This window comes from Aliivibrio sp. S10_S31, from assembly GCF_014694495.1.
GTDB lineage: Bacteria > Pseudomonadota > Gammaproteobacteria > Enterobacterales > Vibrionaceae > Aliivibrio > Aliivibrio fischeri.
In genome coordinates this window covers 28,815-43,813 of sequence record NZ_JAAUWR010000009.1, presented here as the reverse complement: position 1 = coordinate 43,813, position 14,999 = coordinate 28,815, and the positions used below count along the sequence as shown (strand labels likewise).

Below are 14,999 nucleotides of genomic sequence, written 5' to 3'. Positions count from 1 at the left end.
TAAGGGGTTATAGATGTGAGAAGTTAGTCATGATTGATCTTAAAAATAGGGATGAAATTTAGATCTTGATAGCATTTACAATTATAAATAAGAAAAATTCCGTTTTTTAACATCAATACCTTAGATATACAGAATGTTAAAAATCACAATATTCATCATACATTTAATTTAAAATTAACTACGCTAAATCAATACAATGACAAAGATAAAATTTGAGGAGTAAGCGATAAGATAATGAAGTGCTATCAAGGTTAATTAACAAGCCTAACACGAAGAAGATATTTATAAAAAGAGTAAGAAAGGAGATAAAAAATTAGCCCTACTAAAGCACTCTAAGACTGGATTGTCCTGAGAATGCGTTAGTAAGACTATGAGTGATTACTTCTCTAGTTTAGTGAAGTAGTCAAAAATAACAGGTACATCGTTTTGACCTAGGCCAGCATCAACAGCAGCTTGTAGGTTTGCGGCTGTACCTTGAGCAATTAGAGACTCAGTACCTAACTCTTCACAAAGCGCAAGGAAATAACCAAGATCTTTATTTGCGTTTGCAACAGAGAAGCCTAACTTCTCTTCGCCATCTACTGCGTAGAACTTACAGAACTGCATAAACGGAGAGTTAGATGGACCTGCTGACATGATATCAAACAGTTGTTGACCATCAACACCGGCAAGCTTAGCAACAGCAAATGCTTGAGACATCGTTGCAACGGTTGTCATACCCATGAAGTTGTTCACAAGCTTAGTCACGTGACCTGAACCTAGAGCACCTAGGTGGAATACGTTTTCGCCTTGCTCTTCAAGGAGTGGTTTCACTTTATTGAACGTATCCATATCACCAGCTGCCATGATGTTTAAAAGACCATCTTTAGCGTGTGCCGGTGTACGACCTAAAGGAGCATCGATCATGCCTGCGCCTTTCTCGGCAAGTGCTGCGCCGATTTTTTTAGTCGAAGCAGGAATAGAAGTACCGAAGTCAATTAATACTGAACCTTCTTTGATACCAGCAAGAACACCATCTTCACCGTAAACAATTTTTTCAACAACAGCCGAAGTAGTAAGACAAAACTCAACGATATCACTTGCTGCAGCTAATTCTTTTGCAGAAGTGAACGCTGTAGCATTACCACGAGCAGTAACGCGTGCCATCGCTTCTTCGCTAAGATCCATTACGTTTACGTGGTAGCCGCGTGTTTGTAGGTTTTCTACCATGTTGCCGCCCATAAGACCTAGGCCGATGAAACCAATTACAGGTTTAGTCATGTTGAACTCCAAATATGTTATTGTATGATTATATACTCATTATAATAACGAGCCATTAGAATTTGATCAATAGTTTTAAGGCGATTATTCACATGTTAATGATGAAGTGTGATGTAGCCCTATAATTTATTACTCACACCAATAAAGCCAAGGCATTAATAACCAAAAAAGTTCTTAATTTTAAGGTGTTAAACTTATTGAATAGTGACAATACATGTATGTAAATTTACTCTTTATCATTTGTTTTTTCAGTAAATCAAGCTAATTACGAAGAGATAACAAACGCATTCGTAACCATAACGACAAAAAAATACGCACAATTGTATTACTTATTAATATAAAAGCATGAAAACTGTGTCGTCTATAAAAAAACCGGATACTCTATGCGAAAGTATCCAGTTTGGTCTTATTTCCCAATCTGTAAATTAAATCATTCGTTTAGATTAAAGCTGTGCGAACGACCCATTCCACTCATATGTTTTTCCATCAAACTCAACCGTATGAGCGGCTTGTTGTGCGTCTTCAGCTTGGTTTGAAATACCGTAATGGTAAGTATTGCCAGAAGTTGTTTCAATGCGAACAACAGTCCCAATACTGTTATGACCCACCACTGAAACCGCTTTTACCAACCCACGAGCACCAACAGACGCTTCAATCGATTCGTTAAAGTAGCCGTGTGTTTCTAATACGGATGCAAACACGTGGTCTTGACCTGACTGACGTAAAATCAATGCTGGTTCACTCTTCAAGTTAAAGTCTGGATCATTTGCGCCAGTGCGAGCGAAAATTACTTCACTACCTTTTACTGCACTTGTTACCAATGTGTAGTAACTACTGTCATGTAACCAACTGACTAAAGAACTGCCTTCTACTTTACCTGAGCCTACGCTCCATAGGTGCTGATAACCATTATCTTCACCCAAAGGTTTCAATGTGCTTTCAACTTGGTAATCGAAATCGGTACGGATGATTTGACCTGAATGGTGAACAGGTAAATCATATTCATGCTCTGCATCTGCTTCAATGCGATACACATCAATCACTAATGGTTTTTCAAACTCAGGGAGATCCGCAAGAATGATACTGCGTTGCATATCTACGCCAGTATAGTAATCAGAAATCGTGCCGCTCATGCCTTGCAGTGATTGGTCATCGGCAACAAAGAAGTGCTTCTGACCAAACTTTGATTCTGCCAATGCCGTATCAAAGTTATTTTGTGTTTTCTGATCCACCGTTACGGTGTTGTGAGCAACGGTCTGCTTACAATACGTTTTGTTTTCTGGGATATAACGACCACCAAATTTAGGCTCTACATTTACCCAACGACCAAAACCGTAATCGTGCAATACTTCATGACCACGGTTAAATACACTTAAGTGTAAGCCATCGTAGTGGCCGTGATCTAACGCTGAATGGTATTGATGATCAGAACCGTGCTGACCAAACCAAATTAGCGCCATGGTGTCGTCGTCTTTTTCATCACGGTGACGAAGAATGCTTACGCCGCCTTTTTCGCCTTCTGGGCCATCAGTAACAAATAAACTGCCCCAGTTAAATGGTTTGATTTCATCAGCTTGTTCAACCGCATTTGATAATGTTTGACCTGAACTATGAACCCAAACATCTTGTTGGTGATCAGCCATACCAAGTAACGTTTCTGTTTGCTCATAACGGTGGTAACACACCGATGTTGCCATGATAACGCCTTCATCGTTGATAGAAATCGTTTTCGATGAATCGTTCAGTGCTGGTAATGTGCCATCAGGGAAAGCTGTTTTAAATACTGAGTACGATGTTGTTTTAATGACTGAATCATTAAACTCATAGATACCCAACTCTGGTTGACGACGTTCAATCGCTTCAGCAAACAAGTAAATTGGACGCAATGAAAAACGATGGTAATAAGGACCTTCCATGTAGTAGCCATCTGGCGAAAACAGTTGATCAAGTTGTGCTAAGAAGCCACCACTCACTTTATCCATTTTCAAACCATACAAGGCTTTATCTACTGATTCTTGATCATTGATAGCGTACCCACAAATACCAACCGCGGCAACCGCCCATAAACCATGGTTGTGTACGATATCGAAATCATGCGCATAAGTTACGACGAACATTTCAATCATTTGCTTTAGAAGATCATCTTCGATTAAACGTTTTTGTTCTTCTGAAATCGTGTGGTAAATACAGCTATACGCACAAGAAGCATAAAGCATCCACATATTTTCATTTAATGTTTGGTGAAACAGTTTACCTGGAGGGTTAGAATCACGACTTACGTTACTCTCAAGTGTAGGGTAGACCGTTGCATACGCAGTTAACATATCTACAATGTAATCACGATATTTCGTTTTTTCAGTAATGAGAAACAGGCGACCAGCAAGATCCATATGGATATAGTTTTGCTTATGACGGTTATGTTCGTAACCGCCACCTTCACCATGACCCGGAACTTCAATCCCCACCTCTGCCATGTAAGCATCTGTTTGCTTAATATCACGAGTAAGGGCTTTTCCTAACAAGCTATCCTTGCCAAGTTCTTTACGAAGCTCAGCGGCTTCTTCAAAATTCAGTAAAAGTGGTTGATAGCTCATAATTATTTCTCCTGCTTAATCGTGTTTGTTTCTAATGAATAGAAGCCAGTCCAACGGTATGATTTTCCATTTAATTCTACGATGTGCGCGGTGTTGGCTGTTGCACCAAATTGATTACTAATCATTACAGTTACATTAGAGTGTTCAGTCTGAATATCAATAACCGATCCTACGACTGTGTGACCGATAACCTGAATATTTTTTACCAACCCACGAGCATTCACTGATTGCTCAAACTCTTCATTAAAATAACCGTGTGTTTCTAGGACTGATGCAAATAAAGTTGATGGCCCTTTACTACGAAGAATGAACGCAGGCTCACTACGTAAGTTGAAACTTGGATCATTAGCCCCTGTTCGAGTGAAAATCACTTCATTATTTGCGTTAGAGCTTGTGCCTAACCAAGTATAATAAGTATTGTTTTGTAGCCAACTAACCAGTGCCGTATCGTTTGCTGTACCGCTTGCCACATTCCACAAGTGTTGGTAACCAAAATCACTGCCTAACGTATTCAGCTCTTTATTCGCTTGATACTCAAAGTTAGTACGTACTATCTGACCTTCATACTGGTGAGAGTAATCGTACTGATGCTCTCCTTCACCGACAATACGATAAAGATCAAGTAGCAGTGGTGATTCAAGTTCATCAAGCTTAAGCATAAAGACACTGCGTTGCATATCAAGACCATCATAATGATCATTAGCAAATGCGCTCATACCATTAATGTTAGTGTCATTTACTTTAAAGAAATGCGGAAGACCATGTACTTTATCTGCGCGTTCAACATCAAAGTTATTTTGGCATTGTTCATCAATGGTAACCGCATTATGAGCAATAGTTTGACGAGCATAAGATTTGTTCTCATCAAGATAACGACCACCAAATTTTGGTTCAACGTTAACCCAACGACAGAAGCCATATTCACGCAACACTTCTTGGCCGCGATTAAAGAAGGTAATGCCCAACGTATCAAAATTACCATGACCCATACCATGCTGACCGTAGTTCATAACAAGTTGAGATACATCGCCTTTTTTATCCTGCATACGAATAAAGCCTTGTGCACCAAAGTGGCCATCAGGACCTTCATTTAGTTCAATACTCGGCCAAAAAGGCATATTGATTTCATGCTTTTCTGATGCTTCTTCATACGCTTTTGATAACTCTAAACCACAAGAGTGCATCCAAACACGATCTTGAATTTTTGCCATGCCTAAGATGTTGTCATCAAGTTCATAGTGTTTACTGTAAACACTCACCGCAACCTGAACCCCCATGTCCGTAATGCCCATAGTTCGAGATGAGTCATTTAATGCAGGGAATTCACCATTTGGGTATGCGGTTGAAAGCATGGCTTGTACCGTGTTGCCAATCACTTGTCCTTTGAAATTATAAATGTCCACTTCTGGCATGTGACGGTGGATCACTTCAGCAAACACGCACGTTGGACGAATTGCATAACGATGGTAATAAGGCCCTTCCATATAATACCCAGAAGGAGCAAACAATTCGGAGATTTGCGCTAAGAAACCGCCAGTTTCGTTACGTTCAATGCCATAAACTGACATATCTAAATATTCACGTTTACCAATTGCTATACCACAAATACCAACCGCTGCCACTGCCCAAATTCCGTGATTATGAATACGGTCAAAGTCGTGTGCATATTTAACGGTAAACATATCAAGCATTGGCTCAAAAATACGCTCAACAACCGTACTTCGCTCTTCTTCAGTCATGGTTGATGCAACACAAGAATAAGCAAGGCTCGTAAATAGTAACCAACAATGTTCATTTAAGATTTGGTGAAACAAACGACCCGTTGGGTTTGTGTTTTTTTGTACATGAAAGTCAAATGTTAGGTATTTCTCTGCGTAAACCGCCAATAACTCTTTCACAAAGTTGGCATATTTTTCTTCTTTAGTAACCAGAAATAAACGACCAGCAAGATTCATGTACGTGTAGTTTTGTTTGTGGCGATTATGTTCGTAACCACCTGCTTCTCCGTGACCAGGGACATCTAATGGCAGTTGCATAAATGCATCAACATCTTGCTTATGTGCTTCAATGGTCTTGCCCATTAAAGTCGAGCGTCCAACTTCTAGGTGAAGCTGTTCAATTTCTGCATCCGTAAGTAAAATTGGTTGTGTCGTCATATTCTTTTTCACCCTCAATCTCAATAAAGAGTATTTAATCTCTAAACGTAACTAAATTATCAAACTTCACATAAAGTAATACAATATTAGCTTTGGTTATACCTTAGCGTTATCAAACAATGATGATAATCACACAAAACAATATAAAGCATTGATTTTAAATAATATGAATTTTGTAATAGGTCATTAAATAACAGCAAAAATAGAGCTAGAGTAAATTCTTATTTGATTCATATCACACAAAATAAACTATATTGTATTACAAATTAAATTATTAGCTTATAGTTCTCCTCATCGAAACAATAAATTTAGTTGATACCTTTATTAGGAGAAGCATTATGAATAATTTTTTTAAATTACAAGAAAATCCTTGGGAAGAACTAGGCGGTGGCATCAAACGTAAAATTGTAGGCTACACAGATGAACTAATGGCTGTTCATCTATGTTTTGATAAAGGCGCAATCGGCGCTCCTCACTCTCATGAGATCCATGACCAAATTGGTTACGTCGTAAGTGGTAGCTTTGAAGCCGAAGTTGATGGTGTTAAACACGTACTTACGGCAGGTGACGCTTATATTGCCCCTAAACACTTTGTTCATGGTGCCGTGGCTCTTGAGCAAGACAGCATTTTACTTGATATGTTTTCACCAGCACGAGAAGACTTCTTAAAATAATCACTAGCGCAACCTCAGTTGCTAAGGTAAGCATATGAAATCATTAAACATCGCGGTCATTGGCGAATGCATGGTTGAGCTACAGAAAAAAGAAAACGGGCTTGAGCAGACATTCGGTGGAGATACATTAAACACAGCACTTTACTTGTCGCGCTTAACAAAAAACAAAGACGTTAACGTCAGTTATATTACTGCGTTAGGCAATGATCCTTTTAGCCTTGATATGCTAGAAAAGTGGAAAGTAGAAGGCATCAATACAGATTTGGTGACTCAATTAGACGATAAACAACCCGGCCTGTATTACATCGAGACCGATGACACTGGTGAACGTAGCTTTCATTATTGGCGTAACGATGCAGCAGCAAAATATCTGTTTGATCAAAAAGAAACAGCCGTTCTTTTGGAACGCTTATTTTCTTTTGATGCGATTTATTTAAGTGGGATATCTATTGCTATCCTCACTGATAACGGTCGTCACGTGCTGTTGGCATTTTTAGAACAATACAAAGCTCAAGGCGGAAACGTTCTTTTTGATAATAATTACCGTCCTAAACTTTGGAATGACCAATCAGAAGCCGTGTCATGGTATTTAAAAGTACTGTCACTAACAGACATTGCATTACTTACTTTTGAAGATGAACAAGCACTTTATGGTGATGACCATCTTGAACAATGCATTGAAAGAACATCAAAGGCTGGGGTTAATGAACTCATTATCAAGCGAGGAAGCAAGGATTGTTTAGTCGTTCAAAACGATCAAGCAAACTATGTCGCTCCTTACCCTGTAGAAAAAGAAAAAATCATTGATACAACAGCCGCAGGTGACTCGTTCAGTGCTGGCTTTTTAGCAAAACGTTTTTGTGGTGGCAATGGACTTGAAGCTGCTTATGCTGGGCACGTTGTTGCTGGCACAGTGATCCAATATAAAGGCGCCATCATTCCAAGTGATGTAATGCCAAATTTATCTTTATAATTTTTAATATGGTACCTAGATAATTATTCTTCCTTAGGTACCTATCGTTAATCAAATTCAACATGAGAGTGTAATCATGACTACCTTAAATGAACAATTGGCAAGCCTTAAAGTTATCCCTGTAATCGCAATCAACAAAGCGGAAGATGCAATTCCTCTGGGCCGTGCTTTAGTTGAAAATGGCATGCCGTGTGCAGAAATCACATTTAGAACACCATGTGCAGCAGAAGCGATTCGTGCCATGCGTGATGAATTCCCTAAGATGCTGATTGGTGCGGGTACAATTTTAACTAATGAACAGGTTGACCAAGCCATTGATGCCGGTGTTAACTTTATCGTTAGTCCTGGTTTCAACCCACGTACTGTACAGTATTGTTTAGACAAAAACATACCAATTGTACCGGGTGTAAACAACCCAAGTTTGGTTGAACAAGCAATGGAGATGGGCTTGCGTACTCTTAAGTTTTTCCCAGCAGAGCCTTCTGGCGGTATCAATATGCTAAAAGCATTAACGGCTGTTTACCCTGTACAATTTATGCCAACAGGTGGTGTAAGCTTGAAAAACATTGACGATTACCTATCTATCCCTGCAGTTTTAGCATGTGGTGGCACTTGGATGGTACCAACAAACCTTATTGATGAAGGTAAATGGGATGAATTAGGCGCATTAGTTCGTGATGCAGTTGAGCGTGTAAGTTAATCCGCTTTAATTAATAATTTCTTACTCTTTATTAGGCGAGCCAATGGCTCGCTTTTGTTATTTTACGGTCTAAAACAAACCACTTCTTATTTTTACGCCATACTCACACTTCAAAATAAAGACGCCATCATATGCAGTTAACAACCTTAACAAAGCCACCTTTTGTATTACTATATACCCAATCTCGAATATCAACAACTTACACTAAAAGATATCACAACTCAATGAAACATAAGATCAAAGCTAATTGATACATAAAATAACACTCTTATCGAGATCAAAAAACATGCGAATCAGATCACGATAAAGACATATTGTAGTACAAATAAAACCAGAAAAGAGTAATCTAGATATCAATTAATTATGATATAAAAAGGGCTGAAAAAAATGACTATTGATACTCTCGTTGTTCTTGCCTACTTCTTCTTTTTAGTAGCTATTGGTTGGATGTTCAGAAAGTTCACAACATCAACAAGTGACTATTTTCGAGGCGGTGGCAAAATGTTGTGGTGGATGGTTGGTGCAACTGCTTTCATGACACAATTTTCAGCATGGACGTTTACAGGTGCCGCAGGACGCGCGTTCAATGACGGCTTCGTTATTGTAATCCTATTTTTAGCCAATGCGTTTGGCTACTTCATGAATTATATGTATTTTGCTCCAAAATTCCGTCAATTACGTGTTGTAACGGCAATTGAAGCAATTAGACAACGTTTTGGTAAAACCTCTGAGCAGTTCTTCACTTGGGCAGGTATGCCAGACAGCCTAATCTCTGCCGGCATTTGGTTAAATGGCCTCGCTATTTTCGTTGCTGCAGTTTTCAATATCCCTATGGAAGCAACGATTATCGTAACAGGTTTAGTACTTGTATTAATGGCAGTAACAGGCGGTTCTTGGGCCGTTGTCGCTTCTGACTTCATGCAAATGCTCGTTATCATGGCAGTAACTATCACTTGTGCAGTAGCAGCTTACTTCCACGGCGGTGGCTTAACTAATATTGTAGCTAATTTCGATGGCGACTTCATGTTAGGTAACAACCTTAATTACATGAGCATCTTCATCCTTTGGATTGTGTTTATTTTCGTAAAACAATTCGGTGTAATGAACAATAGCATCAATGCATATCGCTACCTATGTGCAAAAGACAGTGAAAACGCACGTAAAGCAGCAGGTCTTGCATGTATCCTAATGGTTGTTGGGCCACTAATTTGGTTCCTACCACCTTGGTACGTAAGTGCTTTCATGCCTGATTTTGCTGCACAATACGCATCGATGGGTGATAAAGCTGGAGATGCAGCTTACCTAGCTTTCGTACAAAACGTAATGCCTGCAGGTATGGTTGGCCTATTAATGTCAGCAATGTTTGCCGCAACCATGTCTTCTATGGATTCAGGATTAAATCGTAACGCAGGTATCTTCGTTATGAACTTTTATAGCCCAATCTTACGTAAAGAAGCATCGCAAAAAGAGCTAGTTATTGTAAGTAAAATAACAACTATTATGATGGGAGCTATTATCATCAGTCTGGGTTTGTTCATTAACTCACTACGTCACTTAAGCTTGTTTGATATCGTAATGAATGTTGGTGCTTTAATTGGTTTCCCAATGCTTATCCCTGTACTACTAGGTATGTGGATCCGTAAGACTCCCGATTGGTCTGGTTGGTCAACATTGGTTGTTGGTGGTGTGGTTTCTTATATTTTTGGTATTTCTCTACAAGCAGAAGACATCCAGAATCTATTCGGCCTTGACCAAGCACTAACTGGCCGTGAGTGGAGCGACTTGAAAGTTGGCCTTAGCTTAGCGGCTCACGTTATCTTTACTGGTGGCTATTTCATCTTAACTTCTCGTTTCTATAAAGGTTTATCTCCTGAACGTGAAGCTGAAGTAGAACAGTTATTTACTAACTGGAACACACCACTAATTGCTGAAGGTGAAGAACAACAAAACCTAGATACAAAACAGCGAGCGATGCTTGGTAAACTGATTTGCACTGCTGGCTTTGGTATCTTAGCTATGGCATTGATTCCAAACGAACCAACAGGCCGATTACTATTCCTTCTATGTGGGTCAATCGTATTAAGCGTTGGTATTTTACTTGTTAATGCATCAAAAAATGGCGCAGAGACTAAAGCTGCTACAGTGAATGACTAAACAATATAAAAATCCCTATGTAAAAAACCTTGCAGCTCCTAGCAAGGTTTTTTTAATATAACTTTGTGTTAATAATAAAATAAACTAATCATGCTATAAGTAATATTATACCTTTGCTTAATGACGGACTATGCTATGAACCCTGTTATCGATACTATTTTAGATCACCGCTCTATTCGTTCTTTCACCAATGAACCTATCTCCAAAGAGCAATTAGATACCATCATCAGCGCTGGTATTGCCGCCTCTTCTTCTAGCTTGCTCCAAGTTAATTCTATTATTCGAATCACCGATAGTGAGAAACGAAAAGCATTAGTTGAGCTATCAGGAGGTCAGCCTTATGTTGAAGGTGCGGCGGAGTTTCTTGTTTTCTGTATTGATTTTCAGCGTCATTACGAAATGAACCCGGAGATCAAAGCCGAATTTACCGAACTTACTCTTATTGGTGCTGTTGATGCCGGTATTATGGCGCAAAATTGTCTTTTAGCGGCAGAGTCTATGGGGTTAGGAGGCGTATATATCGGTGGGTTACGTACAAACGCACAAGGCGTTGATGATTTATTAGAACTGCCAAAAAACACGGCTGTTTTGTTTGGTATGTGTTTAGGTTACCCAAATCAAACACCTCAAAAAAAACCACGTTTAAGTCCCGACGTTATTGTTCATGAAAATAGTTATCAGCCACTAGATAAAAGTAAAATTGATGAATATGACAAAATAATGCAAAGCTACTATGCAACGCGCTCGACGAATCAAAAACAAAGTTCATGGTCAGAACAAATTACAGGAAAACTATCTCAAGAATCTCGCCCTCACATTAAAGGCTACTTAAATAATAAAGGCCTAGCTATTAAGTGATATAAGCATAAATAGAGAAAACAACTAAACTTAAAACAATAAATACGGTTTTAAGGTGTTGTTATGCTTTCTATCTTTGATATTTTCAAAATCGGCGTTGGCCCATCAAGTTCTCATACTAATGGGCCAATGATTGCAGGTCATCATTTTACCCAACTGATTGATCCTTACTTACCTCAAATAACACGCATTCAAGTTGATCTTTATGGATCTCTTTCATTAACCGGTATAGGGCACCATACTGATCGTGCAACGCTTCTGGGTTTACTTGGAAACAAACCCGATACAATAAAAATAACCAGTGCTAATCACGCTATGCGTAAGGCAATAGAAGAACATGTCCTCCAACTCTCTGGCAAATCAACCATCTCCTTCAATTATCAGACAGACATGCTGTTTCATAAAACGAATTTACCTCTGCATGAAAATGGCATGACTATTTCTGCTTTTACTATTGATAACAAACAAATCGCAATCGAAACGTATTACTCTATTGGCGGCGGTTTCATCGCAACCGAAAGCGAGCTTAAAAATGAAAATCAAGCACCAGAAATTACAGTAGAATTCCCGTTTGGCTCAGCGGATGAAATGCTAGAAAAAGCAGAAAAACATGGACTCAGCCTAAGCGGATTAGTATTACGTAATGAAGTCTCATTTCAGTCAATGGAAGCAATTAATTCTAAAGTAGACCAAATCTGGAAAGTCATGTCCCTTTGCATGGAAAGAGGCTTTCAAACTGAAGGCATTCTTGAAGGTGGCTTAAATGTCACCCGTAGAGCACCTGCATTACTCAAAAAATTAGAAGTGAATACATCCACGCATAATGATCCTATGGAAGTATTAGATTGGGTGAATCTGTTTGCTTTTGCCGTTAGCGAAGAAAATGCAGCGGGCGGTCAGGTTGTAACCTCCCCTACAAACGGTGCAGCAGGTGTGATTCCAAGTGTTTTGATGTACTACCACAAATTTATTAAACCCTTAGACACTAAGCAACTTAAAGACTTTTTAGCCGTATCGGGTGCTATCGGGATTTTATACAAAACCAACGCCTCTATCTCTGGAGCCGAAGTTGGTTGCCAAGGTGAAGTTGGCGTGTCGTCCTCCATGGCGGCGGCTGGACTAACATCGCTTCTTGGTGGCAGTAATGAACAAATTTGCATGGCCGCTGAAATTGCAATGGAACATTCCTTAGGCATGACTTGTGACCCCATTGGGGGACTGGTTCAGGTTCCTTGTATCGAACGAAACGCGATGGGAGCAATGAAAGCCATAAATGCTTCACGTATGGCATTAAAGCGCACAAGCAAATGCTTAATCTCACTCGATAAAGTCATTGAGACCATGTACCAAACAGGAAAAGACATGAATAAGAAATATCGAGAAACTTCACTAGGAGGATTGGCTTTAATTCATATGGCTCCTCCTTGTGAGTAATAATGGCCGCTCTATACTTCCATGAAGCTCTTCTTCTACAGGCCTAAATAACTCAATTAAGCCCTATTTTCATAGTTTGATTTGCATAACAGAAATACAAATCAACCTCTTTAATTTGTGACTACTATCATACTATTCCCACACAAATAGATAAGAGCGGAAAAATTTCCGCTTTTTGCTTTTTTAGCCGCCGTATTGTCTTTATTACCTTTTAAATCCTTTGGAGTATTTCATGTCATTATTCATGAGCTGTGTTGGAATCTTGGTGCTATTGTTCATTGGATTTTTGCTATCCGAGAATAAAAAAGCCATCAATGTAAGAACAATTATCATTGCACTTATTACTCAAATATCATTCGGTGCTTTTGTAATGTACGTTCCTTTAGGTCAAGGAATACTACAAATGATGAGTGATGCCGTTAACCATATTATTAACTTCTCAAATGAGGGATTAACCTTCGTATTTGGCGATCTCGCTAACTATAAAGTCGGTTTTATTTTTGTGATTAACGTTCTTTGTGTCGTTATCTTTATTTCTGCACTTATCTCCGTGCTTTATTACCTCAAAATAATGCAGTTTGTGATTAATTTAATCGGTGGTGCGTTATCTAAATTATTCGGTACGAGCAAAGCGGAATCAATGTCTGCTACGGCTAACATTTTTGTTGGTCCTATCGAAGCTCCTTCAATGGTACGTCCGTTAATCAAAAAAATGACTCGCTCTGAACTGTTTGCGGTAATGACAGGCGGATTAGCGAGCGTTGCTGGCGGTACAATGATTGGCTACATCAATTTAGGAATAGACCCAAAATATATTTTAACCGCTTGCTTTATGACGGCTCCTGCTGGACTTCTGTTTGCCAAATTACTTTGCCCACAAACAGAACAAGAAAAAATCACTAATGAAATCGAAATCGATGACGAAACCACACCTAAATCACTCTTAGATGCGATAACTGATGGTTCTATCATGGGGATGAATCAAGTCGCCACCGTGACAGCCTTACTTATCTCCTTTGTTGCTTTGATCGCATTAGTAAATAGCTTAGTTGGCGGTATTGGTGATTTAATCTCGATTGAAGGTTTAAGCCTAGAACTGATTATCGGTTATATATTATCTCCTCTGGCTTTTTTAATGGGGGTTCCTTGGAGCGAAGCCGTTACCGCAGCATCACTAATTGGCCAAAAAATTGCGGTTAATGAGTTTGTTGCCTATATCAACTTTATTGAAATAGCGGAAACCTTGTCTCCAAAAACTCAAGCTATTGTTGTATTCAGCCTTTGTGGCTTTGCCAACATTGGTTCTTTAGCGATGGTTATTGGTGGCCTTGGTGCTATATGTCCAAATAAACGCCATATTCTTTCGGAAATTGGACCTCGTGTTTTAATGGCCGCAATTCTTGCAAACTTAATGTCAGGTACCATTGCTGGTGCGCTTCTTTCATTTTCTTAACATGTACTAATAAGGATTAATCATGTCGACTCCACATATTAATGCACCACTGGATGCATTTGCAGATACTATCTTGATGCCAGGTGATCCACTTCGCGCAAAATTAATAGCAGAAACTTATTTAGAAAATGTAGTTCAAGTTACTGATGTTCGAGGCATGTTAGGTTTTACTGGCGAATTTAAAGGTCGAAAAATCTCAGTCATGGGTCACGGAATGGGCGCACCGTCTGCATCCATTTACTTTCATGAACTAATGACCACTTATAAGGTAAAAAACTTTATCCGTATTGGAAGCTGTGGCGCTATTCATGATGATGTGAAACTTAAAGATCTTATTGTAGCTATTGGGGCATCAACCGATTCAAAAATGAATCGCATTCGTTTTAAAGATAACGATTTTGCTGCAACTGCAAATTACAATATGCTTAGTGAGTGTGTTAATACGTTAAAAACGACTGACATTAATTACCTTGTAGGTAACGTTTTTTCTTCTGATCTATTTTATCGTCCTGATGAAGAGCAATACGACATGATGGCACGCTATGGCATTCTTGGAGTAGAGATGGAAGTTAATGCACTTTATAGTGCAGCAGCAGAAAACCATTGTAATGCCGTTGCCCTATGTACCGTGACTGACCATATTAAAAACCATGAACATTTGACGGCGGATGAACGTCGAACTGAACTTCATGAAATGATTAATGTTGCACTGGATGTAGCATTAAAATTACCAACTGAATAAA

11 protein-coding genes are annotated in these 14,999 nt (G+C 39.1%); 8 read left to right on the top strand and 3 right to left on the bottom strand.

Annotated features, from left to right (window positions below; all coding sequences use genetic code 11):
- Nucleotides 1-378: 378 nt before the first annotated feature.
- The 3 genes from HC728_RS09545 to HC728_RS09535 all read right to left on the bottom strand — a co-directional run bounded on the left by HC728_RS09545 (nucleotide 379) and on the right by HC728_RS09535 (nucleotide 6,010).
- Nucleotides 379-1,260 carry an NAD(P)-dependent oxidoreductase gene (locus HC728_RS09545; protein WP_017019721.1) on the bottom strand — a complete coding sequence of 294 codons (882 nt, stop codon included), beginning with the start codon at nucleotides 1,258-1,260 and terminating at the stop codon, nucleotides 379-381.
- A 443-nt stretch (nucleotides 1,261-1,703) separates the two neighbouring features.
- Nucleotides 1,704-3,854: a heparinase II/III family protein gene (locus tag HC728_RS09540; RefSeq protein ID WP_017019722.1), complete on the bottom strand. Its 2,151-nt coding sequence runs from the start codon at nucleotides 3,852-3,854 to the stop codon at nucleotides 1,704-1,706.
- A gap of 2 nt (nucleotides 3,855-3,856) precedes the next feature.
- A complete protein-coding gene (locus HC728_RS09535; protein ID WP_065621487.1) occupies nucleotides 3,857-6,010 on the bottom strand; it encodes a heparinase II/III family protein in 2,154 nt (717 codons plus the stop codon).
- A gap of 338 nt (nucleotides 6,011-6,348) precedes the next feature.
- On the opposite strand from HC728_RS09535, the gene HC728_RS09530 reads away from it, so the two are divergent.
- The 8 genes from HC728_RS09530 to deoD all read left to right on the top strand — a co-directional run bounded on the left by HC728_RS09530 (nucleotide 6,349) and on the right by deoD (nucleotide 14,998).
- Nucleotides 6,349-6,684, top strand: a complete 336-nt coding sequence (locus tag HC728_RS09530) for a cupin domain-containing protein (RefSeq protein WP_017019726.1) — start codon at nucleotides 6,349-6,351, stop codon at nucleotides 6,682-6,684.
- A 34-nt stretch (nucleotides 6,685-6,718) separates the two neighbouring features.
- Nucleotides 6,719-7,657 (top strand): sugar kinase, encoded by a 939-nt coding sequence (locus HC728_RS09525; protein ID WP_017019728.1) that lies wholly within the window; start codon nucleotides 6,719-6,721, stop codon nucleotides 7,655-7,657.
- Between the two features lie 76 nt (nucleotides 7,658-7,733).
- Complete coding sequence (locus HC728_RS09520) at nucleotides 7,734-8,357, top strand: bifunctional 4-hydroxy-2-oxoglutarate aldolase/2-dehydro-3-deoxy-phosphogluconate aldolase (RefSeq protein WP_017019730.1); 624 nt, start codon at nucleotides 7,734-7,736, stop codon at nucleotides 8,355-8,357.
- A gap of 387 nt (nucleotides 8,358-8,744) precedes the next feature.
- Nucleotides 8,745-10,511, top strand: coding sequence for a sodium:solute symporter family protein (locus tag HC728_RS09515; RefSeq protein WP_017019732.1), 1,767 nt, complete (start codon nucleotides 8,745-8,747; stop codon nucleotides 10,509-10,511).
- Between the two features lie 135 nt (nucleotides 10,512-10,646).
- The gene (gene nfsA / locus HC728_RS09510) at nucleotides 10,647-11,369 is read left to right on the top strand and encodes an oxygen-insensitive NADPH nitroreductase (RefSeq protein ID WP_065603572.1); all 723 of its coding nucleotides are present in this window, start codon (nucleotides 10,647-10,649) and stop codon (nucleotides 11,367-11,369) included.
- Between the two features lie 63 nt (nucleotides 11,370-11,432).
- On the top strand, nucleotides 11,433-12,803 hold the full coding sequence (locus HC728_RS09505; RefSeq protein ID WP_065603570.1) for an L-serine ammonia-lyase: 1,371 nt from the start codon (nucleotides 11,433-11,435) through the stop codon (nucleotides 12,801-12,803).
- A gap of 232 nt (nucleotides 12,804-13,035) precedes the next feature.
- Nucleotides 13,036-14,256, top strand: coding sequence for a NupC/NupG family nucleoside CNT transporter (locus tag HC728_RS09500; RefSeq protein WP_017019555.1), 1,221 nt, complete (start codon nucleotides 13,036-13,038; stop codon nucleotides 14,254-14,256).
- Between the two features lie 22 nt (nucleotides 14,257-14,278).
- The gene (gene deoD / locus HC728_RS09495; RefSeq protein WP_005423543.1) at nucleotides 14,279-14,998 is read left to right on the top strand and encodes a purine-nucleoside phosphorylase; all 720 of its coding nucleotides are present in this window, start codon (nucleotides 14,279-14,281) and stop codon (nucleotides 14,996-14,998) included.
- Nucleotide 14,999: the final 1 nt, after the last annotated feature.

Coding starts and splice junctions, on each gene's coding strand:
- HC728_RS09515 (WP_017019732.1), top strand. CDS start 8,745: ATGACTATTGATACTCTCGTTGTTCTTGCCTACTTCTTCTTTTTAGTA.
- HC728_RS09500 (WP_017019555.1), top strand. CDS start 13,036: ATGTCATTATTCATGAGCTGTGTTGGAATCTTGGTGCTATTGTTCATT.
- HC728_RS09505 (WP_065603570.1), top strand. CDS start 11,433: ATGCTTTCTATCTTTGATATTTTCAAAATCGGCGTTGGCCCATCAAGT.
- HC728_RS09545 (WP_017019721.1), bottom strand. CDS start 1,260: ATGACTAAACCTGTAATTGGTTTCATCGGCCTAGGTCTTATGGGCGGC.
- HC728_RS09525 (WP_017019728.1), top strand. CDS start 6,719: ATGAAATCATTAAACATCGCGGTCATTGGCGAATGCATGGTTGAGCTA.
- HC728_RS09535 (WP_065621487.1), bottom strand. CDS start 6,010: ATGACGACACAACCAATTTTACTTACGGATGCAGAAATTGAACAGCTT.
- nfsA (WP_065603572.1), top strand. CDS start 10,647: ATGAACCCTGTTATCGATACTATTTTAGATCACCGCTCTATTCGTTCT.
- HC728_RS09530 (WP_017019726.1), top strand. CDS start 6,349: ATGAATAATTTTTTTAAATTACAAGAAAATCCTTGGGAAGAACTAGGC.
- HC728_RS09520 (WP_017019730.1), top strand. CDS start 7,734: ATGACTACCTTAAATGAACAATTGGCAAGCCTTAAAGTTATCCCTGTA.
- HC728_RS09540 (WP_017019722.1), bottom strand. CDS start 3,854: ATGAGCTATCAACCACTTTTACTGAATTTTGAAGAAGCCGCTGAGCTT.
- deoD (WP_005423543.1), top strand. CDS start 14,279: ATGTCGACTCCACATATTAATGCACCACTGGATGCATTTGCAGATACT.